Source organism: Nitrospinaceae bacterium (genome assembly GCA_018669005.1).
Lineage (GTDB): Bacteria > UBA8248 > UBA8248 > UBA8248 > UBA8248 > UBA8248.
On the sequence record JABJAL010000057.1, the window covers coordinates 1 to 22,260 of the forward strand.

The 22,260-nt window shown below is 49.5% G+C and carries 22 protein-coding genes; 4 read left to right on the forward strand and 18 right to left on the reverse strand.

The features are described 5' to 3' along the window. Positions 1-233 (forward strand): tripartite tricarboxylate transporter permease (locus HOJ95_07675; protein MBT6394569.1); only part of this gene is annotated, 233 nt, incomplete at its 5' end. A 368-nt stretch (positions 234-601) separates the two neighbouring features. Here the strand turns inward: HOJ95_07675 and HOJ95_07680 are convergent. Beyond that, the gene (locus tag HOJ95_07680; GenBank protein MBT6394570.1) at positions 602-1,462 is read right to left on the reverse strand and encodes a DUF1194 domain-containing protein; all 861 of its coding nucleotides are present in this window, start codon (positions 1,460-1,462) and stop codon (positions 602-604) included. A gap of 352 nt (positions 1,463-1,814) precedes the next feature. On the opposite strand from HOJ95_07680, the gene HOJ95_07685 reads away from it, so the two are divergent. Then, a complete protein-coding gene (locus HOJ95_07685) occupies positions 1,815-2,693 on the forward strand; it encodes an NAD(P)-dependent oxidoreductase (protein ID MBT6394571.1) in 879 nt (292 codons plus the stop codon). A 329-nt stretch (positions 2,694-3,022) separates the two neighbouring features. On the opposite strand, the gene HOJ95_07690 is transcribed toward HOJ95_07685, so the two are convergent. From HOJ95_07690 to HOJ95_07720, 7 genes are all read right to left on the reverse strand, one after another. After that, on the reverse strand, positions 3,023-4,126 hold the full coding sequence (locus HOJ95_07690) for a Gfo/Idh/MocA family oxidoreductase (GenBank protein MBT6394572.1): 1,104 nt from the start codon (positions 4,124-4,126) through the stop codon (positions 3,023-3,025). A gap of 352 nt (positions 4,127-4,478) precedes the next feature. Beyond that, the gene (ugpC, locus tag HOJ95_07695) at positions 4,479-5,570 is read right to left on the reverse strand and encodes a sn-glycerol-3-phosphate ABC transporter ATP-binding protein UgpC (GenBank protein MBT6394573.1); all 1,092 of its coding nucleotides are present in this window, start codon (positions 5,568-5,570) and stop codon (positions 4,479-4,481) included. Between the two features lie 48 nt (positions 5,571-5,618). Beyond that, complete coding sequence (locus HOJ95_07700; protein ID MBT6394574.1) at positions 5,619-6,515, reverse strand: carbohydrate ABC transporter permease; 897 nt, start codon at positions 6,513-6,515, stop codon at positions 5,619-5,621. A 1-nt stretch (position 6,516) separates the two neighbouring features. Then, on the reverse strand, positions 6,517-7,482 hold the full coding sequence (locus tag HOJ95_07705; GenBank protein ID MBT6394575.1) for a sugar ABC transporter permease: 966 nt from the start codon (positions 7,480-7,482) through the stop codon (positions 6,517-6,519). A 34-nt stretch (positions 7,483-7,516) separates the two neighbouring features. Continuing rightward, on the reverse strand, positions 7,517-8,767 hold the full coding sequence (locus HOJ95_07710) for an extracellular solute-binding protein (protein ID MBT6394576.1): 1,251 nt from the start codon (positions 8,765-8,767) through the stop codon (positions 7,517-7,519). A gap of 590 nt (positions 8,768-9,357) precedes the next feature. Further along, positions 9,358-9,753, reverse strand: coding sequence for a carboxymuconolactone decarboxylase family protein (locus HOJ95_07715; GenBank protein MBT6394577.1), 396 nt, complete (start codon positions 9,751-9,753; stop codon positions 9,358-9,360). A 132-nt stretch (positions 9,754-9,885) separates the two neighbouring features. Then, positions 9,886-10,284, reverse strand: coding sequence for a carboxymuconolactone decarboxylase family protein (locus tag HOJ95_07720; protein ID MBT6394578.1), 399 nt, complete (start codon positions 10,282-10,284; stop codon positions 9,886-9,888). Between the two features lie 212 nt (positions 10,285-10,496). Between HOJ95_07720 and HOJ95_07725 the strand changes: the two genes are divergently transcribed. Then, entirely contained in the window at positions 10,497-11,387 is an 891-nt protein-coding gene (locus HOJ95_07725) for a DMT family transporter (GenBank protein MBT6394579.1), read from the forward strand. A gap of 69 nt (positions 11,388-11,456) precedes the next feature. Here HOJ95_07725 and HOJ95_07730 read toward each other — a convergent pair whose 3' ends face one another. Both HOJ95_07730 and HOJ95_07735 read right to left on the reverse strand, forming a co-directional pair. After that, positions 11,457-12,626 carry an aminopeptidase P family protein gene (locus tag HOJ95_07730; GenBank protein MBT6394580.1) on the reverse strand — a complete coding sequence of 390 codons (1,170 nt, stop codon included), beginning with the start codon at positions 12,624-12,626 and terminating at the stop codon, positions 11,457-11,459. A gap of 216 nt (positions 12,627-12,842) precedes the next feature. After that, positions 12,843-13,922, reverse strand: coding sequence for an isocitrate/isopropylmalate dehydrogenase family protein (locus HOJ95_07735; protein ID MBT6394581.1), 1,080 nt, complete (start codon positions 13,920-13,922; stop codon positions 12,843-12,845). Between the two features lie 581 nt (positions 13,923-14,503). On the opposite strand from HOJ95_07735, the gene HOJ95_07740 reads away from it, so the two are divergent. Further along, positions 14,504-15,355, forward strand: a complete 852-nt coding sequence (locus HOJ95_07740) for a carboxymuconolactone decarboxylase family protein (protein ID MBT6394582.1) — start codon at positions 14,504-14,506, stop codon at positions 15,353-15,355. 192 nt (positions 15,356-15,547) lie between these two features. Here the strand turns inward: HOJ95_07740 and HOJ95_07745 are convergent, their stop codons facing one another. From HOJ95_07745 to HOJ95_07780, 8 genes are all read right to left on the reverse strand, one after another. Then, on the reverse strand, positions 15,548-16,285 hold the full coding sequence (locus tag HOJ95_07745) for a hypothetical protein (protein ID MBT6394583.1): 738 nt from the start codon (positions 16,283-16,285) through the stop codon (positions 15,548-15,550). Between the two features lie 288 nt (positions 16,286-16,573). Beyond that, positions 16,574-17,311 (reverse strand): hypothetical protein, encoded by a 738-nt coding sequence (locus tag HOJ95_07750; GenBank protein ID MBT6394584.1) that lies wholly within the window; start codon positions 17,309-17,311, stop codon positions 16,574-16,576. Positions 17,312-17,370: 59 nt separating this feature from the next. Next, positions 17,371-17,796, reverse strand: a complete 426-nt coding sequence (locus tag HOJ95_07755; protein MBT6394585.1) for a DNA-binding protein — start codon at positions 17,794-17,796, stop codon at positions 17,371-17,373. A gap of 207 nt (positions 17,797-18,003) precedes the next feature. Continuing rightward, on the reverse strand, positions 18,004-18,741 hold the full coding sequence (locus HOJ95_07760; GenBank protein MBT6394586.1) for a hypothetical protein: 738 nt from the start codon (positions 18,739-18,741) through the stop codon (positions 18,004-18,006). Between the two features lie 103 nt (positions 18,742-18,844). Beyond that, positions 18,845-19,837 carry a tripartite tricarboxylate transporter substrate binding protein gene (locus tag HOJ95_07765; GenBank protein MBT6394587.1) on the reverse strand — a complete coding sequence of 331 codons (993 nt, stop codon included), beginning with the start codon at positions 19,835-19,837 and terminating at the stop codon, positions 18,845-18,847. A gap of 38 nt (positions 19,838-19,875) precedes the next feature. After that, positions 19,876-20,460: a hypothetical protein gene (locus tag HOJ95_07770; GenBank protein ID MBT6394588.1), complete on the reverse strand. Its 585-nt coding sequence runs from the start codon at positions 20,458-20,460 to the stop codon at positions 19,876-19,878. Then, positions 20,412-21,368, reverse strand: a complete 957-nt coding sequence (locus HOJ95_07775; protein MBT6394589.1) for a tripartite tricarboxylate transporter permease — start codon at positions 21,366-21,368, stop codon at positions 20,412-20,414. The genes HOJ95_07770 and HOJ95_07775 overlap by 49 nt, the downstream gene beginning before the upstream one ends. Before the next feature lie 7 nt (positions 21,369-21,375). Further along, the gene (locus HOJ95_07780) at positions 21,376-21,843 is read right to left on the reverse strand and encodes a tripartite tricarboxylate transporter TctB family protein (protein MBT6394590.1); all 468 of its coding nucleotides are present in this window, start codon (positions 21,841-21,843) and stop codon (positions 21,376-21,378) included. Between the last annotated feature and the right edge of the window lie 417 nt (positions 21,844-22,260).

Consider the following 22,260-nt stretch of genomic DNA (forward strand, 5'->3'; position numbering starts at 1 on the left):
CCCTCGGCATACCGGATGCTCCGCTCGTCATCACCTTTTTAATCACACCCATGATGGAGGGTAGCCTGCGCCGTGCCCTCCTCATCAACCAGGGCAGCTGGTTCGATGCGCTTTTCAAAAGCCCACTTGCTATCGGGCTTTTCCTCGCCGCAGTGATATTGACCTATCTCTCAGTTCGTTTGCAGGTGATGGAAAAACTTTCGACATCAGCATCTGAGATGGACGAAGAGTAAGCATCCTCCTCGACCGATTAGATTAATCTACCTTCAAACCAATTTTGTTGAAAACTCAAAATAAGAAGAATGGTATTTATGGGAAAATATAAAAACGCCGAGGCTTCACAGCGACTCAAAAAATATTTCAAGCCTAAAACAATCAATTACCTCAGCCAACCGAATACAATCTCCGCACAAGACCCATTCTTCGAATAATATTCGGGTGTTTTTATCCTCTCGAATACTCATTTTTCAGACGATATTAGCTTGTCACACTATGGGTTGGAGGAGACGAAATGTATTCATAAGCGCCCAGGGCCAGGCTCTATTTAGTATCCCATCCATCATTAGTTAGAATTCACCATGGATAGTTCTAGCAAGGACCCCTAGAAATCATCTGGGGTCCAACTGTCGCGCAACCGTTCTCCTTCATTACATGGAGGAGATACTCTTCGAACAAGAGAAAACCTGGAAGGAGTCCTTGGAAGGGCCCACATAATATTCTCATCATTCGGTGGATTCACTTTCGCGATTTCCAAGACCAGTTTTTTCCTTATGGCACGAGCGAATGATTTGAAATCCTCTGCTACGACGATAAATGCTCTAGGGCCGCCGATGACACAATTGCGGTAATACAAATCCAGGTTGGGCATGGGCATTCTGCCCCGCCTGCTGGGGCGATCATTGATAATGGGGAGGCCGTTTATCGTCAGACCAGCCTGGATGGCTTTATCACGAGCAATCGTCACTAGTGGGCCACTATTGTTCGGCCCGTCGCCAGAAATATCTATAACCTGTCTTGGTCCTTCAAATGCGTTATTTTGAAACATGGGGATGGCATATTCGATGGCCCCGCTAATTGAAGTTCTTCGGCCACTACCGGGCATACTAGAAGCCAAGGCAGTCGAAAAAGCCAGCGCACTCTCCATATCATGAATGAGCTTCCAGGGCACGATCATGAACTCCAGGTTATTTCCAGCCCATTCAAAATAGGTCAATGCTATTCGTTTTTGATAGCCAGACCTAATGGCGGATATGACCTCCGGGGAAGTAAGGGCATCGATATATCCTTTCCGTTGGAGTTTAGCCTCTTCCTCATCGATACTTCCTGAAATGTCGACGGCAAGAACGAGTTCAAGGTCGACTTTTTGAATTACTGAAGACGATGGCGAAACCGATCTGGGAGGAGCGGCCAGGAAAATCACGACTAACAAGAACAGATGAAATATCCAATAAAAAAAAGACATGGTTTCCCTTTTATTAACTGCGCACCTTCATGATGAGCGATCATTGAATAATTCATATACCATTGCAATACGTTATTTTCTCTTATTCATATGGTCGACTGTATTTTCAACATGAATGACAGAAATCGATATTTCAGGAGGAAACAGCGTTTTTCCTAAAGAAAAAATCCAAGCAAACCGCCCAGATACAACCAAGTAAAAGAATTCGCCATACACTACCTACCGCAGATCATTCATTTTATGGCGATTTAGGTATTCTCGGAGCTAATGAATGGTATAATTACCAGAATCCCATAGATTTCCGTACGAAATTCAACAATTCTGATTTTGCAACTTTATGAGGAGAATAGTCATGGAGAAAAATCAAACCGTAGGCGTAATTGGGCTGGGGAATATGGGCAGGCCTATAGCAAAAGAATATATTGAAGCAAAAACACCTCTCATGGTGTGGGACACATCCCCAAAGGCCCGGAAGCCATTCGAGAAAATGAAAGGGGCCGAGGTAGCTGAACCCGGCATGATGGCGGAGAAGTGTGCCGTAATTATATTCGTCGTCCCCTCCTCGCTCGAAGTGGCAGAGTGCCTGAAAGGGAAAAACGGTATTTTAAAAAATGCACGAAAGGGGCTAGTCCTTTATGACTTCACGACATCGTATCCCGCTGAGACGAAAAAATTAGCCCGCCGGGCTGAAAAGAAAGGAATAGCCTACCTCGACGCCGGGATGGGTCGCGGAACCACCAGAAAACTCGTCCTCATGATTGGGGGAGATCAAAAAGCATTTCGACGATCAAAAAGGTTTCTCACTCCAATCGTAGAGAAAACCTTCCATTTAGGGGAACTTGGCTCAGGCCACGCGATGAAACTTGTTCACAACATGGTTCTCCACACAATTTTCGTGTCCACTTGCGAGGGTGCTCGAATCATCGAACGAATGGGAATGAAAGTGGAGGACATGATCGATATTTTCAACACCTCAGTCGTCTACAGCTACGTAAGCCGTCATCGGTTCCCCAACAATATTCTTTCGGGAAAATGGAATGCCAATTCACGAGTATTCAATCTTCACAAAGATGTAGGTATGGCTGTAAAACTTGGGAAAAAACATGGGGCCGAAGTATCGCTGGCAGAAAATACCTTTTCGTTTTTAGGAAAAGCCATTAAACGAGGAATGCGGGAAAAGGATTTTTCGTTGCTTTATCGTGATTTCGAACAGATCAGGAAAGTCCGCTGACCGACCGCCTTCTAGTCGGCCATGCTGACAATAGTATTTTCAATGCTTGGAAGTGGTGCCTAATCCGCTTCAATTTCAATATGGGTTAAGGCTCTTGTCGAGAGAATAATAGAAACCTGTTCGGACAATTAAACTGTCGACTTCTAGCCCCGACCAAGAAGATTTCGCCTAACTTTTAATTGCAACAATGTAGCCGAGGCTTAGATTAAACGCACATCACCGCATGCATAAATGTTCGCCATGCACAGGAAAAAAGAGCGAACCACAACGTTTTCAACACATTTACAACAAGTAAAAACCTCTCAATTCGAAGTGCATGGGGAAATTTCTTATTTCATCGGCAATTCATCATTTAAAACTTCAGGGGCGACCGGTAGAGAAACTGGTTTTTTCAGTTTCGCAGATAGATCCATTGCCATTGTCATCATAAGGTTCCGGTGACCTTCTTGCGCAGTCGCGTGGGGTGTTTCAAGACCCGTATGGATGCGATCAAGCCAAGCATGAGTCTCCTCACGCATCGGCCCCCAAACCTGCCCCATTACGACATCCCCCGGCGGATAACTCGCCAGAAAACTCACATGCTTCTTCTCGTTCATTTTAGTCCGGTAGGTCGGATGCCCCTCTTCCGTTGCTAAAACCAAATCTCTGTGAGTATCGTCAATGGTCAAAACACCACCTGTCCCGATGATTCCAATTTCCAAACTATAAGTCGCACCTGGCCAAACCGCCGGCAAGGCCCAACTCATGGACATGCTCCACACAGTTCCGTCATCAAAAGTAAATATGCCAAATGTTCCGTCCTTCGTTCCAATTCCCACCAAAGCATTTTCCACCGAACGGGCATATACCTCGACAGGCTTTTTGTCTCCCATCAACCAAAAGGCGATGTCGAGCGTATGAGTTCCCGAGACGACCATCGGAGTCAATCTGGCGCGATACTCCGTCTTAGCGACAACAGTCGTCGGGGCCACCCGATTCATGAAAGCACGCGATGTAGCAGATGTGATTTCACCTAGCTGGCCCGAGCGAACAGTCTCCTTTGCAACCAGAAAGCGACGGCGAAACCGTTGCGTATACCCGACAACAACATCGTTACCCCCGTCCTCAATCGCCTGAAGAATTTCAGCCGATTTCACAGGGTCTGTAGCCAAAGGCTTTTCGATAATAATCTTATGGCCACGTTCAAGAGCAAGGAACATTGGCCCCACGTGTTCGTGTTCAAGGGTGGCAATTATCGTCGCGTTGACCTCAGGCCTCTTAAGTAATTCCTCGTAATCAGTTGTGAAAAAATCAGCTTTCAAATCCTCGGCAAGTTTTCGTCCGACCGTTTCATCAATATCGCATAGGCCGATCCATCCAACTCCAGGATAATTCTGGGCAAATGTTCCACGAATACGCCCAATATTCCCACACCCCACTACGGCCAAGCCAATGGAAGCATTTTGAGATTTCACTTTTCTCCCCTTCCGAATGGATTTTTTTAAGGTCAGATGAATTATGTATTCAAAAAAGCGCACACCAAATTATTTAAACCAACAACACTTGTCGGAAACATCGGGATTCCCTAAGACTCAGCATTGATTTCACAAGGAATGGAAAAGTCATATTTCCATTTACCAACGACATAAAAACAAAACACACCAAGACTATTAATTCAGCAAATACAACGACCATAGGATCGGAACATGATAGGCATGCTGAAGCAGTCAGTTTGAAATATTCAATAGTGTTGACGATCTTAACTCTAGACTAATTCCCCACTCGTTCAGGCCAGAACTAATCACACTACAAAATAGCCATTTCCGTATCCATATCAAAGGCGTGAACTCGATCTGGATTAAATACGAACTGGGCAATTTCATCTTGCTTGAAAATCAAATTGGCATTTACCCGAGCCGTCAGTGGGGTTCCGCCAACATTCAACTCCAAAAAGATATCAGAACCCACGGGCTCCACTAAATCTATCTTTCCCTCAAAAGAATTTGGAGAACCGCTGTCGCCTCCGAGTTCCAAATCCTCCGGCCTCACTCCCATGGTGACTTCACGACCGAGATACTGCTGAAGAGCATTTGCCTTTTCCGATGACGTAAATGACTTAAAACCTTGCCCCTCAAGAAAATACTTCCCATCCTCTGAACCCACCTTGGCCGTAGCAAAATTCATGGTCGGGCTCCCGATAAAACCAGCAACAAATATATTGGCAGGGTTTCTGTAGACATCCATCGGCGAGCCAACCTGTTGAATTACTGCATTGAGCATGACGACGATGCGATCTCCCATCGTCATGGCCTCGATTTGATCGTGCGTCACATAAACCGATGTTGCCTTGAGCTGATTATGCAGCTTCAAAAGCTCTACACGCATTTGAACCCGGAGTTTGGCGTCGAGGTTCGATAAGGGCTCATCGAACAAAAACACTCTAGGGCTTCGGACAATTGATCGCCCGAGGGCAACTCGCTGACGTTGCCCGCCAGAAAGCTCCTTGGGGAAGCGCCCCATCAAATCTTCGATACTTAAAACTCTCGCAGCATCCATAACTCGTTTATTAATTTCATCTTTGGGTAGTCGCCTCAACTTGAGCGAAAAACCCATATTGTCGAAAACGGTTTTATGCGGATAGAGCGCATAATTTTGAAAAACCATGGCAATATCGCGGTCCCTGGGGAGGACATCATTCAAGCGACGGTCATCCAAAACAATATCGCCAGCCGTTGCCTCCTCCAGACCTGCGATCATGCGAAGAGTCGTCGATTTCCCGCAACCAGACGGCCCCAAAAGAACAACAAACTCTTCTTCTTCAATTTTCAGATCCACATCCTTAACAGCTACCACACTGCCGAAATTTTTACATAGCTTATCCAGAACTAACTCACCCAAAACAAATCCTCCGATCAAAAACCCGACAAAGACAAACCGGGATAATAATTACTGCTTCAGGGCACCCTCACTTAATCCTTTTACAAAATACTCGCTCAAGAAGGCATAAATAATCGCGATAGGCAGCGAGCCCATCAAAGAGGCCGCCATCAATCGTCCCCAAAAATAAACGTCACCAACAACAGTCAAGCCATGCACGCCAACGGGAATGGTTTTCAATTCATCGTCGCTGATAAAGGTTAACGCATAGATAAATTCATTCCAGGAAAAAGTAAAAGAAAAAATCGAGGCAGCAAGCACACCAGGCAACGCCAGCGGTAGCGTGACATGCCAAAGAGATTGAAGCCGTGTGCAACCATCGATCATGGCGCTCTCTTCAAGAGCTGCCGGAATATTTTTAAAATACCCAAGCATAAACCACGTCGAAAATGGAATCAGGTGTGTTGGGTAGGCCAGGATCAGCGCCAAACGCGAATCGCCCAGACCCCATTTAAAAAATACATATGCAAGGGGAAGAAATAGGACAGATACCGGCACCAGGTAAGTAACGATAATGCCCATGCCCAATGATGATGCGCCAGGAAAGCGAAGTCTTGCTAGAGAGTATCCGGCCAGAGCTCCAAAAGTAACCGAGATGGCAGTCGCCGTTATTCCGATGAACAGGCTGTTCCACACCCAGTACAAAAATTCCGTTTCGAAAAGCAGATCTACGTAATGCTCCAAGGTCAATTCATCAAAAGCCCAAGGAGGAATATCCGCGTCGTACATATATTCGTCCGGCATGAACGAGGATATCCCCATCCACACAAACGGGAACAACGCAAAACACATAAAAAAGGTTAGCGGCACGTAAAGATAAAAAATCTTATGTAACTTGTTCCTTTGGGTGATAGTGATGTTCCATCTGGCTGGGCCAGCACTACCCACCGGAAGGGAAGCTGACATTTTAACTCTCCTTCCGCATTCGATGTAGGCGCGCGAAGATAATCACAAAGAGGATCGGGAACATCGTGAATGACACGGCTATCCCCTCTCCCATTTTTCCGATCCGGAAAGCGGTCTGGAATGCGAGTGTCGAGAACACATGCGTACTGTCGGCGGGTCCGCCCCCGGTAAGAACATAGATGATATTGAAGTCGCTCATCGTCCATATGGTTCCGAACAATGTAATGATGATCAAAACGTGTTTAATGTTAGGTAATGTGACATGCAGGAACTGCGACCAGCTATTGGCACCATCGATTTCCGCCGCCTCATACTGCTCTTTGGGAACCACCTGGAGCGCGGCGAGAAGCGAAACGATAAAAAACGGCGTTCCGCGCCACACGTTCACAATAATGATCGAAGTAAGTGCCGAGCCCCAGCTGTTCAGCCAAAGGATATTTTCGTCAATTATTCCAATCGACAACAAGACACGGCTGATAACGCCGAAATTCGCATCGTACATCCACAACCAAACAAGGGCGCTCAAAACCGACGGAATGATCCACGGCAGGAGGACAAAACCCCTGTAAAAGTTTTTCATTTTGAAGGATTGGTTCAGTACCAATGCACCGGTCATTCCCAAAATAATTTTGGCAACAACTGAGAAAAAAGTAAAAATGAGCGAGTTAATGACGGTCCACCGATAAACAGACCGATCCAGGAGAGCGATGTAGTTACCCAGCCCGATGAACGTCCCCTCCTCGGCTACCCACTTGTCGAGCATGGTGAGCCAGAGGGCCTGGATAAATGGGTAGCCCAGAAAGACCAGGAGCGTCATCAAAGCCGGGGCAACTAGCAGATACCCCAGAATCTCGGGTCGCTCAAGTTTTCGGGCAATGGGCCCCAGTGGCGGAAATTTTTTCGCCACCGGGGCCCATACCACTTCTTGTATATCAGTAACTTCCTGGCGCTCGGTAATACCCGCCATTCTTAAACTCCCCTAAGCCGGACGTTTCGACCGGCTAATTAACGCCGTAAATCCTGCGGAGCTCTTTCACCGTTTTTTTAATAGTGGTGTCGAGGTCTTCGCCCTGAACATAGCGCTGGGCCATATTCAACAAAACGAAACGCTCATGGGTCTCAACCCCTGCCCGCGAAGCTGGTCCAGGCCACCCTGGCATATGCGAGAATTTCGCCTGCTCGGCCATGGCACGATAATGTGGAGCATCCGGAAGATCCTTAGCCATTTCAATAAAAGCAGGAACGGCCATCCATGCGCCAGCCGAGTAACCGACCTGCTGCTCGGGCTCCATCATGAATTTCAGGAACTCTTTGGCCTCTTTCTTTACTTTAGAATGTTTAAAAAGAACCCACGACAGCGGAATCGTCGTGGAATGACGCCCACTCGGTCCCCTGGGAATTGGAGCCAGCCCCGTATTACTCGCAAGCTTCGCCCATTTCTTTTTACTGTTAGCCTTCCAGGCGATGCTCGGGGAGTTAGTCGTCATGGAAATTTTGCCGGCGATGAAGGTTTGGTTATTCTCAACTGCCGTCCACTGCAACACAGCTTTGGGCCATGCTTCATTAAATGCCTTTTTAATGAACTTCAGACCCGCCCGGGTTTCGGCCGAGTCGATGGTGATCTTTTTTCCATCAGGGGAGACCTGCCGAGAGCCATAACCCCAGAGAATATTCAGAACCGTCGAACTAGGATCTATGGGATGGCTACCTAGCGCTTCAGCCCACGGGGGCAGGCCAGCCGCCTTAAGCTTCTTACCGACCCTGAGTGCATCTTCCCAAGTGTCGGGAGGATTTTCCCCAATTTTCTTTAGAATATCCTTCCGGTAAGTAATCAGCTGAGAAATATTGACAAAAGGAACGGCTTTCCAATGACCCTTAATAAAGCCAGCGTCTTTGAAAAGAGGTAGCACACCATACTTTTTAGCGTATGGCTCTACAATATCGTCCACATCCTCCAAAGCATTTGCGATGGTGACGGCACCGTTGAACTGGGCAATAATAATGTCAGATCCGGCCTTGGTCTCGGCTGCTGTAATGAGACGACGGCGCACCACACCAGAGGAAACCAACTCAAGTTTGATCTTAATGCCCGTTTTCTTTTTAAAGCGCTTGACCGCTTTTTTCAGGAACTTTTGCCCGGCAGTTGCGGGCAAGGTGCGCATCGTCACCTTTACCGTAGCCGCAATAGCGGGAACCACGAACAGCATGGAAAGAAACACTACACCTAAAACAAATGCGGCAAATCTTTTCATTGTCATCATCTCCCCTCACTCAATTGTTAGCGGGTGTTTATTCCTTCACTTCATGATCACAGCCAAAAAAAATCATCCCATCGAGGACACGAGATAAACCTCTCCCCTCAATGGAAGAATTAATGTCCGTCCAAAAACTCTATAAACAGGCAAACAAAAGACAGAAGAAAACTACTTTTCCTCTAACCACATCCACCATGCAACTAAAATATTTATTGGTATTTATGGTAATACCTTATTGTGAAACTAACATCAATTTATTTCTTGATGTTTTTTTAGCCTTGCAAAACGAAAAATAAATTAGTCCGGATATGGACCATGCAAAAAAACATTTCTGTCTCATTGATTTCAATAAGATACAGTACGCTAACCAGGACATTTCCTTTCATCTTAGATAACTAGAGCCATAGGAAAATTCCGCTTTACCTGCTCAGTTATCACCGATCAGCTGGCGGCTAACCTCATCATATCCCTAAGCCCGACTAGCAGCTTTTGTTCCAATCTCTTTTCTCTTATGTGTTATTTCATTCACCTTTGAACAAAAAATCCCCGCAACTCGAATGAGTTACGGGGATTTTTATAAGCAAGTTCTAAACTGACTTCCACTCCTCCATCTCATCCCACTGATCGAATACGCTTTTAGCCGCACGAAGCGAGCCGTTGGTTCTTGGGTATCCGATATAGGGCCCGCAGGTGGTGATCGCCTCGATGATCTCATCCTCGGTGGCTCCCAGGTTCAGCCCACCTCGGACCTGTCTCTTAACGCCCTCATACTCGCCCTGGGAGGCGCATATCGCGATAAGAATGAGTTCCTTGGTTTTGAGGGGCAAAAGAGGCTGTGCCCAGACGGTGCCGAAGCAATACTCATATATGGCCCTGCCATGCATCGGCGATATTTTACTGAGCTCCTCCCTCCCTACTGCTGCCGTCTTTCCAAGAAGCTTTCCCGCAATCTCTTTGCCTTTTTCATACTGTTCGTCGCTCATGAGTGCATCTCCTTTAAATGGGTGGTTGTACGACTGTATATGTATACCCTTGGCTTTCATTATTCATGGAATGACCATTCAAATAATATCCCCATAACTTGGATGAGGCTTGGGGGATATTATTGAGTAGCCTTAAACTGGCTTCCACTCCTCCGCCATGTCGTCCCACTTGTCGAAAACACCCTGGGCCGCGCGCAGCGAGCCGTTGGTCCTCGGGTATCCGATATAGGGGCCGCAAGTGGTGATCGCCTCGACAACTTCATCCTGAGTGGCACCCTCGTTCAGCGCGCCGCGAACCTGCCTCTCAACGCCTCCATACTCACCCTGAGAAGCGCAAATCGCGGTTAGAATAAGTTCCTTTGTTTTAATGTCTAAAAGAGGTTGGGCCCAAACAGTGCCATAACAATACTCGTATATCGCCTGGCCATGCATCGGCGAAATTTTTCCAATCTCCCCGATACCAACCTCTCCCGCCTTCCCCAGAACCGAACCCGCAATCTTTTTGCCTTTTTCATACCGTTCGCTGCTCATGCGTAAATCTCCTTTAAATAGGTGGTTGTGCAACAAAGTATGAATACCACTGACGTTTATTCACTATATGGCAATTTTCTCTCCGGAAGACAATACTTGATCATAACGCTCCATGAGGTGTAACCAGGAACTCGTCATAAGACAGACTCAGGTTCTCTAAATTCCTGGAACGACAGTTCAATTTAAAAGATTTCATAAAAAGGAATTTTGAGATGTTCGAGGCCCTACATCCAAACCTCCTGGCTTTTTTTGCCGCGATTCTGCTAGCGGTAGCCAATATTCTTTACAGGGATTCCCTTCGCGAACTAAGCCCGGGGGTGGCTTCGTTTGTGACACATCTCGTCATGGGCTCCATCGCCTTTGCTGTCTATGCCGCATCGGGTGGAGTTAATAAATGGCCCCTGATGGGAATTTTCTGGTTTGTCCTCGCGGGGATTTTCGGAAATTTTCTCGGCCGCTACTTGCTCTTTGTCTCTATCCACTACATTGGTGTTGCGCGCACCACGGTCCTCAGCCAGACCCAGCCAATATGGTCCAGTATTCTGGCACTCGTTTTCCTAGGAGAAACTATCGGTCTCGGGGTCGGGGCGGGAACTCTGGGAATTGTGATTGGCGCTAGCGTAATCGTCCTGGGTCGCAAGGAAAAGGAAGAAACGGGGGAGCTAAATACCACCTTGGCCTTATATTTGTTGCCCTTCCTCGTGGCGCTCGTCCATGCAATAGCACCTATATTCCGAAAATTTGGATTCGCCCTGATTCCCTCTGCCCCGTTTGCGATAGCTGTCGCTACGTTTTTCTCTGCCGCCCTTCAGTTGGTCATCTTACTTTTCACAGAGCGCGGAGAGAACCCTAAATGGAACCGCGGGGCGCTACGAACCATCGTTATTGGCGCCTGCATCAATACCCTCGCAGCTCTTTGTTTCTGGACAGCCATCAAGGACGGGGTAATTGTCGAAGTAGTTCCCATCCGGCGCCTTTCCGTTCTGTTCGTACTTTTATTTTCTTGGCTTTTTCTCAGAAAGCTGGAGAATCTTAATTGGCGGGTCGTCCTAGGCGCAATTTTAAGCGTAATTGGAGGAATGGCCATCGTCTTGAGCCGGTAAATTATAAATAACTGCTCGTTTATGACTACACCCTGTATCCTTACTTATCTGCATCTCGGGCCGGTGTTCTTAACTTGAGCCTGAAATCATTTCAGGAAGACCCGGCATGAAATTCGTCATCCACTCAGTGCTTTCCTCGCCCACCAAATACATATCGCCAACAAAAACGAATGGTCCACCACCACCCAGAGGCCTCACCTGCGGATGGAAAACAAACACCTGATTTGTCATGACCAACCATTCCTCTTCAAGGGGACCCGAATTAATTGCAGGCTCTTCAAAGAAATCCATTCCCAGTCCATGTCCCAGCATGCTGCATTCAAATCCCCAATCACGAACCAGCTCTTTTATCCTTTGACCTAGAGAGTTGATGTTACGACCCGGCCTGAGTTCTTCTGAGGGCAAAATTCTTAATTCCTTCCACAAGTCGAACATTTTTTTGTAATCGCCAGTTGGTTCTTCCCAACAATAATTCCGTACCACCTGGCATGTATACCCCCTGCTTCTTTGAAATTCCAAAGAAACCAAAATGGGATTCGGCTTTCGAATAATTGTTTCCCCAGGGAGCCAAGGGGAAGCCATTTCTGGTGTACTGGACATTAGCCATAATCTTTTTTCAACCCCATTGGCCCGAAGAATTTCCTCCACCGGGGCAACCGCTTTTTCCTCCGTCATGCCTGGCCGCAAATTATCAATAAAAGCTTCAAGGGCAAGCTCGCCAATATCGACTGCCTCTCTCATTAATTTTAATTCTTCATCGCTCTTTTGTGCACGGATTTTACTCATCCACTTACTTGTGTCCACCAGTTGAACCTTGGGGCATGCCTCTAAAAAGGCTAGGTAATCCTGGGCCGGCCACAATCCCGGCGCTTCTATCCCAACGCGCTCGGTCATCAAATTTCGAGATTCAAGATGTTTCTTCAGATCGTTCACAATGTCAGTTGAGCCGTGAACATTTTCTTCTGATATCCAAGAAATTCTTTTGGCAAAAAAAGTCTGGGTGGGATAAGTGACTAGCAAGACAGGCTCGCCATCCGCCGGAAAAATGAGAATATCCCTGCATCCTGCAATTATGGGCATGTTCGTCATATAACGACACGGAACATCTCTGGTGTGCCCATCACAGCCATAGACAATTATTGCCGAAAGCCCTTCTTTGGACATCCTCTCCCGAACGAGCGACCAACGTCGATCCTTTTCCGCCGCACTCAGTTCGGGTTTCAAATCATTAGGGTCCATCCCCCCCCCTAGTTCGTCCGTAAATAGAAAAGTTTTTATCCCTTAGATACAGACAAATTCTCCCAAGTTGCCCCAGAGCAACTATGCACTCTGGAGCGTCACCAAATTTGTGGGCAAGAGCTCGTAGTAAGCGATATAAATAAATGGCAAAAAAATCAGTGATTAAAACAAATCTTTATCCCACTATTCCTAATTGTGGAAAGATACTCAAAGAATTTAAACGCTTCCTTCCTTGGCAAGCTTACCTATCGTCTCGACGAGATAATCACCCACCGCCCGCGTTCCTAGCTTGCCCCCCAAGTCACCGGTGAGCTTGTCCTCCTTAACAGCGAGTCGAACAGCCTCCCAAATGAGATCCGCCGCCCTCTGATGGCCCAGGGTATCTAGCAAAATACGACCAGTTAAACACACGGCAAAGGGATTCGCCTTATCTTGAAAACAGATGTCGGGGGCTGTGCCATGAACGGGCTCAAACATGCATACTTTGCCCGGATGGATACATCCCGAGGACGCCATCCCCATTCCGCCGACCAGACCGGCACAGAGATCACTCAGAATATCCCCGAATATATTGTTCGTGACGATGACTGAATACTGGTCGGGGTGAATGAGCAAATTTCCGCAAAGAGTGTCGATAAATATATGCTCGGACTCAACGTCAGGATATTTTTCAGCCACCTCCCAGAAAACGCGATACCAGATGCCAATGCCGCCGCTCTTGTCCGCCATGGACACCTTGGGATATCCGTGTGAGCGGGCGTATTCAAACGAGTAGCGACAGATCCGCTCCACCCCCCTATAGGTGTTGATGTCATCATAGACGGTCACCTCGTCAGGGGTCCCTTCCTTAAATATCTCTCCTTTGCTCGATATCTTCCCCTCGGTGTTCTCTCGCATCACCACAAGATCGACGGGAACATCCACCCGAAGCGGGGAAAACCGACGATCAAGCAAAGGCGCGGGCCGAAAGTTCACAAAAAGGTCGAGACCTTTGCGAAGCTCTGTGAGAAGGGGGCGGCAGTTCACACCATCGGGCACCCTTGGGTCGACACCGGCGCTGCCGAAAAAGATAGCGTCATGCTTCGATGCAAGATCCTTCACCAGACCCGGCACATCCTCTGGCAGAGCAGACCCTTCTTCGAGATAGCGCAGCGCCCCGTAGTTATAAACCGTTGGTTCAACCTCGACGCCGCAAGCCCCCGCAGCCGCCTGAATAACCTCTGTTGCCACTGGCAACACGTCGTGCCCAACGCCATCGGCGAGAATAACAGCCATGTTAATTGTATTATCCGGCATGAATAAATTTCCTTTCGCTTTATGAAATTTGCTTATTGGTGGTCACCGTGGTGACAACAGTAAAAGAGCACATGAACCTGATGAGAATAATTGTACCACTGCCTGATATTCTCCACAAAATCGCCCCCATATAGTTATTACTATAGGGAGTTATTCAATCTAATTTCATTTTATAATGACGAGCGTCAAGTAGATAAAAGAGGCAACGTATCACTTTTTAATCAAATACATTTTCGATTCTTGAAATCTAGCTTGAATTTGGTTGCCATAAAATTCCTAAAGCATTGAATAATTAAGAATTTCAAAAAATCGACTCACAATCCACAAATTACGGAATGCAACACTGCCAACTGGTTGAGCAATAGATTTGGAGTGAGGTTAAAATGCTGCTACGACAGAAATTTGGAGAAATCAGACATTTCCTGTAGGAGTTCCAGCCCAATAAATTTGGGCAGGATTTATTTATGTAGATCAAGCTGAGTCTCTCACTAACATCGGGCAAGGGATTACGGCTGCCAACCCGTGTTGGCATACCAAATTCAAGATTTGCTCGATCTTCATAACAGGACGGGAAACATACAATGGATAGACAAAAGATGGAGGAAGATCAGCTCCGGGTTCATGGCTACGTACTTCCGGAGCACAAATTCATCATGGATTACGACTGGGAATGGGCGCTCACCATGCACCACTTCTACGACCATTCCTTTACCCGGAAAGGTGGCCTTGCCCCTAAAATGAGGTGTCTTTGCGTCGTTGTGGCCCTTTGCGCCCGTATACCAGGTATCGAGGGCGAGCGTTACATCCAAAATCACATGGGTAAAGCCATGGAGGCAGGCGCCACTCCAAGTGAGATTGTCGAGGCTCTGGAGTGCCTTTATTTTCCTTGTGGTGGCCCCAGCATGCTGGTGGGGGTCAAGTGCTTAAGGGAGGTTCTATCCAAACAAGATACGGGTACCAGTTCATCGAAGGATGCCCCCTCCCCTCAGTCGAGTGCGGAAATCCCACTTCCCGATGAGTTTGAATCAGATGGAAGCGAAACGCCGGAAGAAAAGCAGGCCTTGATAGAGCAGATGAAAACCACCTACGGCCCCTTGCTTCCCGAGCAGGAGTTCCTCATAGAGAACAACTGGGAATGGTTCCGGCGACGCTACAGGCTGTATACCTATCGATTCGATAGAGAAGGCGCCCTCCCTCGGGAAATGAAGCAGTTGCTAATCGCCATAGCGACGGCAGTTCGTATGCCGGGAAGCGAATCTGCGCGATATATCAAGAACCATCTACGCAATGCACTTCGCTTAGGATTGTCTAAAGAGGAAATCATTCAGGCCTACGAGAGCATCACGTTCCCCACCGGCGGCTCCACCATGATGGTAGGGATCAAATGCCTTATGGATCTTTTGGAAGAAGGCGCTGACGGGAGCGTTTCTTAAAATACCAGAGACATTTCTCCATGAAAGACCGATACATGGGTGACCTATACATGTGAAAGCCATCGCGACGTGTGCATGGTGAATTATTATAATTCGCCATGCACACGTCACGAGCAGATAGCAACCTTCGGCCAGGAAGAAAATCCTATCCCGAGCATTTGAATGAGCATCTGTGGGTCACACCCACCTTTCCTATACCTCCGGCCAAATACGTCTCGCCTTAGAGGGAGAGCCCGGCCCGTGATCGACGGCGCGAACGACCTCGCCAATGCTGGTGCTGGTGTCCATCGCCTGCGACTCCAGCGTCTCAAAGAAGTGTTCATGCCCCTCCAGAGAGGTGAACTCGTAGAGGATGCCATGGCGCGCCCATCCCCCAAGGGAGATGAGTTTGCGCGCGCCGACGCAACCCTTCATATCCCGCAGGGCGGCGAGGCGATCGTTGCAATACCAAAGGGCAAAGTCATTATCGTAGGCAGGGTCCTTGGCGCGATAGGCGCCGAACTGGACATTGGGGGCGGGCGTGAGGCCGGGACCTCGCTTGGCAATCTCGGGACCGTCCACGCGACCTACCTCGGTGAAATATGCGGTGCGCTCCCCCTGGCGGAGGTCGATCATCTCCCGCGAGCGCGAATCGTAGCTCTGGAGCAAATCATCTGGAGACGGGTCAAGAAAGTCATGGGCGCTTTTCGCACCAAATACAAGGATAAACTCTCCCCCCTTGCCGAGTCCGGGTTCGTCGATGAAGGTCTTGACCGAACGGGCCGCGCTCAATGACGCCCCCTTCTCCAAGCGGTAGTGCGCCGCCCACAAAAAACCGGGGCGCTCCAGTGTTGCAGGGATATGTTCCCCGTGAAGCCAGGAAAGGTACTCCGCCTCCTCTTCCTCCGGCAGATCGTACCAAGTACCCCAGATACCTCTATCTTCCGCCATCGTCTTCCTCCGCTATGAGTGGGGTGCCCCCATCCGTTATTCCCCAGAAAAGTTAGGCAATTATAATTCTCGAATAAATTGCGCACCAAGCGCCTTCAATGAACTCTGAATTCTCTACTTGAGAAGGTTTAATTATAGCCGATTTTCATGAAGAGCACCTTCTCCTGCGGATGCCGCATTACTAATTCGCCACGCACAGATCCCCTCATCAACTGCCCCAATTAATCAGGAACTCTCAAGTTCAACTTCACGCGGCTTTAGACAACGGAATACAAATACGCCCTTTCGCTAAATGGGAGGCCAGATTCGCGTCCCAAGGCTGGGCGAGTTCGGAGCATGGGCAACATTGGTGACTATCCTGTCGGTCCATTCGCGTTTATCTGGGAATTGGTTATCGTGTCCATAGAAATTTTTCCGCGTTAATTCCATCGAGACAAATTCATACATAATGGCATGCTTGGCCCACCCACAAACAGAAACCAATTTGCGCGCACCAATACACCCCGCCATTTTTTCCTGGGTGGGCAAGCGCCACTTAGTGAACCAGGCACATAATGCCTCCTCGCTCTCCTCGTCCTTTGGGGTGAAGCTACCAAGTTGAACGATAGGGCCGGGCGTTAAGTCCGGCGCCCGCTCTCCTACCTCAGGACCATCCACCCGAGCCACCTCGGTGAAGACGCACATGCGCGTGTTGAGACGTCTACCAAGCACTTCCTTTCCCTCGGCAGACTCGACCTCTTCCATCTCCTTCGGGCTCGGATCGAAAAAGGCGTGCGCCGTGGGCGCGCCAAAGATCAAAAGATAGTCATTTCCGATGGGGACCGTATCGGGCGGGCGCAGGAGCCGCGGTCGAGTGGCATGATGCTCCTTTCGCGACTCACGCGTCTCACACTGCAAGTGTGCCCCCCAAAGAATTTCGGGGCGCGAGAGCATCTGGGGAATGTAAATTTCGTGGATCCATGCCAAGGCCTCCTCCCTCCCCTCAGCGGGAAGGTCATACCAAGTTGCCCAGATTCCCCTGTCCATTTAGCTCCCTCCTTAATTGGCACAAAAAAAGAAGCAACCGCCTGCTCATAGCTCTGTGCCTACACGAGCTCGTAAATTTGTACGGTCATCCCCATTGCCAAACAGTCACTCAGGTGGCCGACAAGCACCTCCCCGTTTTGGGCTGGACCACCACTCAGAGCCATGTGCAAATGAATATAAGGCTGAGGCTCGTCCCAGGTGACCCCAAAATTCGCTGGGGTAGCGGGCGGTTGCGCAGGCCAACTAATAGTCCCCAGGGCCACAAGCTCCCGCCAATCGTCAAAATGCCGCCGGTCGATGTCATGTCTTTCCATGGTTCTGTAACCCGTAACCATATCGAGTTCAGTCACCGACCCAAGAAGAAAGACAGAAGCCGAGCGAATGTTCTTCTCCTTCACGTAGCGGGTAATTTCTTTATAGAAATCATCTCCCCGCTCAAACGTCAGCGTAAAAATACGGCCCAGCTTGTTCTCCACCGCCTTCATAAAAAATATCCCCCTGCTATGGATAGTTTCGAATTCATGCAAACAACCGCCGACGCGTAAACACCCTTCCCCTTTTTGGGGTGAGTTGAATCAAATTCACCCGAACACAAATCCTCAAAAGCACACCGACAGATGGCCATAAGAGGTGGTTTTCGAGCCTTGAATCAACAATTCGAATTCGCAACCTTTCTTACTCGAGAATCCGCGCTAAGCGGGAGGCCAAATGGATATCCCAAGGCTGGGGGAGTTCGGGGCGTGAATGATATTGGAAATCACCCCGTCGGACCATTTGCGCTTGTCAGGAAATTTATTGTCGTGCCCAAAGAAATGCCCCCGCACAAGTTCCATCGAAACGAATTCGTACATGATGGCATGCTTGGCCCAGCCACAAACCGAGACCAGCTTCCGCGCCCCGATGCATCCCGGCATCGTCTCCTGGGTGGGCAGGCGCAACTGGGTGAACCAGGCACATAGCGCCTCCTCGCTCTCCTCGTCCTTGGCGGTAAAACTGCCAAGCTGAACGATAGGACCAGGCGTTAAGTCCGGTGCTCTTTTACCCACATCTGGACCATTCACCCGAGCCACCTCGGTAAAGACACACATGCGTGTGTTGAGACGCCTGCCAAGCATTTCCTTTCCCTCGGCAGACTCGGCCTCTGCCATTTCTTTTGGGCTTGGATCGAAAAAAACGTGCGCCGTGGGCGCGCCAAAGATCAAAAGGTAGTCGTTTCCGATGGGGACCGTATCGGGGGGATGGTAGCGACGTGGGCGATTGGCGATGTAGTCCTTTCGCGCCTCTCGCGTTTCACACTGCAAGTGCGTCCCCCAGAGAATTTCAGGGCGCGAGAGCATCCCGGGAATATACACCTCGTAAAGCCAAGCCAAGTATTCCTCTTTCCCCTCCTCGGGGAGGTCGTACCATAGCGCCCAAATACCGTTGTCCATCCCGTATCTCCTTGAATCGGGGCGAAGGCACACCTATCCCTCCGCTAGGAGGGAAGGCGTGCCTTCGAAAGTCACCCAAGGGCGTGATTTACGCGCCCGCTATTTATTTTTTCTTCTTTCTAAGTCCGAGCTCTTTGATGATAGCCTTGTTGGCGACAATTTCTTTTTTAATCGTATTAACGAGCTCATCGCCATACAACGGAAGGGCCTTTATGCGCATCTTGGCGAAGAGCCGCTTTAAGGTCTTGCTCTTGGCCGTCTTCTTGAGGGCATCCTCAATTATCTTGATTCGATCCGCAGGCACACCCTTGGGAGCCATGACGGCGCGCCATGAGTAAAGGAGCATGTCGACGCCTGATTCTTTTAAAGTCGGGGTATTGGGAAATAGCTTATGGCGCTTCGGGCTACCGATAACGAGCGCCCGCAGCTTGCCGGCCTTCACGTTGCTGACGGCCCCGCCGGTGCCGGTGTGTCCGGCGGCGGTGTCGACGTGCCCGCCCATCATGGCGCGAAGAGCAGGACCACCACCCCGGAATGGAACGTGCTTAATGTTCACGCCCATGTCCTTCATAATCTTGGCAATGAATACGTGTCCGGAACCGAACATGCCCGAGGAGCCATAGGAGATTTTTCCCGGGTTCTTTTTGGCGTGCGCGATGAATTCGCCAAAATTCTTCCAGGGTTTCTTCGCGCTACTGGTCAAGAAATACGGGTTGCTGTCTATCATACCGATGGGAATAAAATCCTTGACCGGGTCATAGCCCATATCGTAGACGAGCGGAGCAACCGAAATAACCGAGGAGCCGCCGAGAACGAGGGTGTAGCCGTCATTCTTCGTACGCAGGGTGTGAAGCATGGCCTTTCGACCACCGGCGCCTGGCATAAGCTGCACCACCATGGCTTGCCCCAGATACTCGTGGATGACGCTCGAGATCGCGCGAGCGGCGAGGTCGCTACCGCCACCGGCCCCACGGGTCACGATCAGCCGGATAGGCTTGTTCGGGAATTTCTCCGCGCTCACGCTGGAAGGCGCTGCGCTCAAGAGAGCAAACGATAGTAAAACAGCCATCCAGAGAAGTATTCTTTTTCTGTTCATCTACATTTCTCCTTTTAAAAAGTAAGCCTAAAAAGCCGCTAGGCTGCTGCTTTCTTGCGGCGCCATATGGTCGAGACACATACAAGAACGCTCAATAACAAAAAGAGCGCCGAGATGGGCCGTGTAACGAATACCGAGAGTTCTCCATCGGCGATAATCAAAGCCTGCTTCAGGCTGCGCTCGGCCGTCGGGGTGATAATAAAAGCAATGACCAGGGGGGCAATCGCGTAGTCCATCTTGCGCATGATGTAGCCAAGCAGCCCGAAGAGGACCGCGACAAACACCTGCCCCAAATCATTTTGATTCATGTACACGCCCATCGTGCTGAGCAAGAGCACACTCGGAAAAAGAATGGACCGACGAATGGTGACAAAACGGGCAAACACCCCTGTGAGGCAGGAACCAAAAAGAAGGGTAATTGGATTCCCAAGAAGAAGCAGGGTGAAGATGGCATAGACAGTGGAGCCGTGCTCTTGAAAGAGCAATGGGCCGGGGCGGAGCCCCTGGGCGATGAACGCCCCCATCAGGATAGCCGTGGTACCGCTACCGGGGATGCCCAGGGTGAGAGTCGGAATCAGGTCTGCCCCCGCCACGGCGCTATTGGCGGCCTCGGCCGCCGCCACGCCCTCGTGGAGGCCTGTTCCGAACTTCTCGGGAGGGGGGAGGCCTGTTTGGCCGCGCCATAGCCGATCCAGGCGGCAATGGAGGCCCCAGTCGCGGGGATGGCTCCCACCAGGGTCCCGATCAGGGACGAGCGCACGATGGTCTTGAACGAGGCACGCAGTTCAGCCCAGGTGAGTGAACGGCCTCCCTTGAGGTGGGCGCCCTCGGGCGGGCGCGACATCTCAGCCGCCGGATTCTCCGCCTGGATGAACACCTCGCTGATCGCGAAAATACCTATTAGCACCGGCACCAGGCTAAAGCCTGTTTCCAGGAACGCCGAATCTAAGGTGAATCGCTCTGCGCCTGTGACGGCGTCCAGGCCCACGAGCCCGAACATCACCCCCAAAAGAGCAGAGAGCACTCCCTTCACCATTGAGTTTCCAGTCACTGTCGAAATGATGGTGAGACCCATCACCAGCAAGGCAAAATACTCTGCCGGGCCGAACATCAGGGCAATCAACGCAAGCGGCAGAGCTATTAGAACCAAGCAAATGTCGCTGAAGGTGTCGCCTATAAAGGAGGCATAGAGTGCCATCTGGATGGCGCTTCGTGCCTCGCCCTTTTGGGCCAGGGGGTAGCCGTCCAGGGTGGTGGCGGCAGCGGAAGCTGTCCCGGGCGTGTTCACCAGGATGGCCGGTATGGCGCCCCCGAAGGTGGCCCCTTTGTGAATCCCCAAGAGGAAAGGAATTCCCAACACGGGAGCCATAAAGAATGAGAACGGGACCAGGATAGCCGTCGCCATGACGCCATTGATTCCTGGAATGGCCCCGACCGTGATACCGGCGAAGACGCCAAGCGCTATCATCGCAACGCCCTTCCAGGTCATGGCCATCGCAATGCCTTCGAGAATTTGCTCGACTGGAATCATATTTTCCCTACCATAGCGTGCCCTGGGGCAAGAGGATCTGAAAGCTGTACCAGAAGAAATAGTTAAGAACTACAGGAAAGAGAATCGCAACAGGCAACAATCTGCGCCATTCCCGCGTTCCGAAGAAATAGATTAACCCACCCAGGAACAATGGAGCGCTAACCAAAAAACCAACTACCTCTTGCATGAAAATGTAAACACAGGCCGCCACGCCAACTACCGCCACCTGATAGACGGCCCTTAAACTCGTCTCCTTGACCTCAACATCTGATTCTTCGCTTTTCCAGGTATTCAATATGAGCAAGATGCTCAACAAGGCGAGCCCGAAAGCAAATATGCGGGGAAGGAAGTCCGCCCGAAGGGTTGGGTTGGATTCATCTACGAAGGTTACAATATGTACGGGGATCAAATAGAAATAAAATAACAAGCTCAAGGCAAAAAGGAACGCACCAGTGATGAAGTCGGCTTTTCGCAAGTCCCGCCTCCTTGGCTGCAATATGCCTCTTCCTCGAAAACGAGGAGTGGATTTATAAGATGAAATTATTTTACAACAAAAATATAAATAAAGCACTAAGGGGAAAACGAGCGTTATCGAAAATTCATTCTGCCTGCGATGTTTGGGGAACCGACAAAAGGCCATTGAGCATGAACTTAATCCTGAGAGCGATAATATCATGAGAGTAAAGTTCCACGCCCGCCACGAGATTTATTTACGCTGCCTTCAAAAGCGGTGCAAACACTCCTTTTAATGGTCAAACCCTAATGAACCTTCCATGCAAATCCCCTCTCTGAGCTTCAGAGGAATTCGCCATGCACACCCATTAGAGGTTAAAGTCATTCCATTCGTACAAGATTGACTCCATCATCAGACGCAGAACAGCAACCATGCCAT

Coding starts and splice junctions, on each gene's coding strand:
- HOJ95_07680 (MBT6394570.1), bottom strand. CDS start 1,462: ATGTCTTTTTTTTATTGGATATTTCATCTGTTCTTGTTAGTCGTGATT.
- HOJ95_07685 (MBT6394571.1), top strand. CDS start 1,815: ATGGAGAAAAATCAAACCGTAGGCGTAATTGGGCTGGGGAATATGGGC.
- HOJ95_07700 (MBT6394574.1), bottom strand. CDS start 6,515: ATGTCAGCTTCCCTTCCGGTGGGTAGTGCTGGCCCAGCCAGATGGAAC.
- HOJ95_07705 (MBT6394575.1), bottom strand. CDS start 7,482: ATGGCGGGTATTACCGAGCGCCAGGAAGTTACTGATATACAAGAAGTG.
- HOJ95_07710 (MBT6394576.1), bottom strand. CDS start 8,767: ATGAAAAGATTTGCCGCATTTGTTTTAGGTGTAGTGTTTCTTTCCATG.
- HOJ95_07715 (MBT6394577.1), bottom strand. CDS start 9,753: ATGAGCGACGAACAGTATGAAAAAGGCAAAGAGATTGCGGGAAAGCTT.
- HOJ95_07720 (MBT6394578.1), bottom strand. CDS start 10,284: ATGAGCAGCGAACGGTATGAAAAAGGCAAAAAGATTGCGGGTTCGGTT.
- HOJ95_07725 (MBT6394579.1), top strand. CDS start 10,497: ATGTTCGAGGCCCTACATCCAAACCTCCTGGCTTTTTTTGCCGCGATT.
- HOJ95_07730 (MBT6394580.1), bottom strand. CDS start 12,626: ATGGACCCTAATGATTTGAAACCCGAACTGAGTGCGGCGGAAAAGGAT.
- HOJ95_07735 (MBT6394581.1), bottom strand. CDS start 13,922: ATGCCGGATAATACAATTAACATGGCTGTTATTCTCGCCGATGGCGTT.
- HOJ95_07740 (MBT6394582.1), top strand. CDS start 14,504: ATGGATAGACAAAAGATGGAGGAAGATCAGCTCCGGGTTCATGGCTAC.
- HOJ95_07745 (MBT6394583.1), bottom strand. CDS start 16,285: ATGGCGGAAGATAGAGGTATCTGGGGTACTTGGTACGATCTGCCGGAG.
- HOJ95_07750 (MBT6394584.1), bottom strand. CDS start 17,311: ATGGACAGGGGAATCTGGGCAACTTGGTATGACCTTCCCGCTGAGGGG.
- HOJ95_07755 (MBT6394585.1), bottom strand. CDS start 17,796: ATGAAGGCGGTGGAGAACAAGCTGGGCCGTATTTTTACGCTGACGTTT.
- HOJ95_07760 (MBT6394586.1), bottom strand. CDS start 18,741: ATGGACAACGGTATTTGGGCGCTATGGTACGACCTCCCCGAGGAGGGG.
- HOJ95_07765 (MBT6394587.1), bottom strand. CDS start 19,837: ATGAACAGAAAAAGAATACTTCTCTGGATGGCTGTTTTACTATCGTTT.
- HOJ95_07775 (MBT6394589.1), bottom strand. CDS start 21,368: ATGATTCCAGTCGAGCAAATTCTCGAAGGCATTGCGATGGCCATGACC.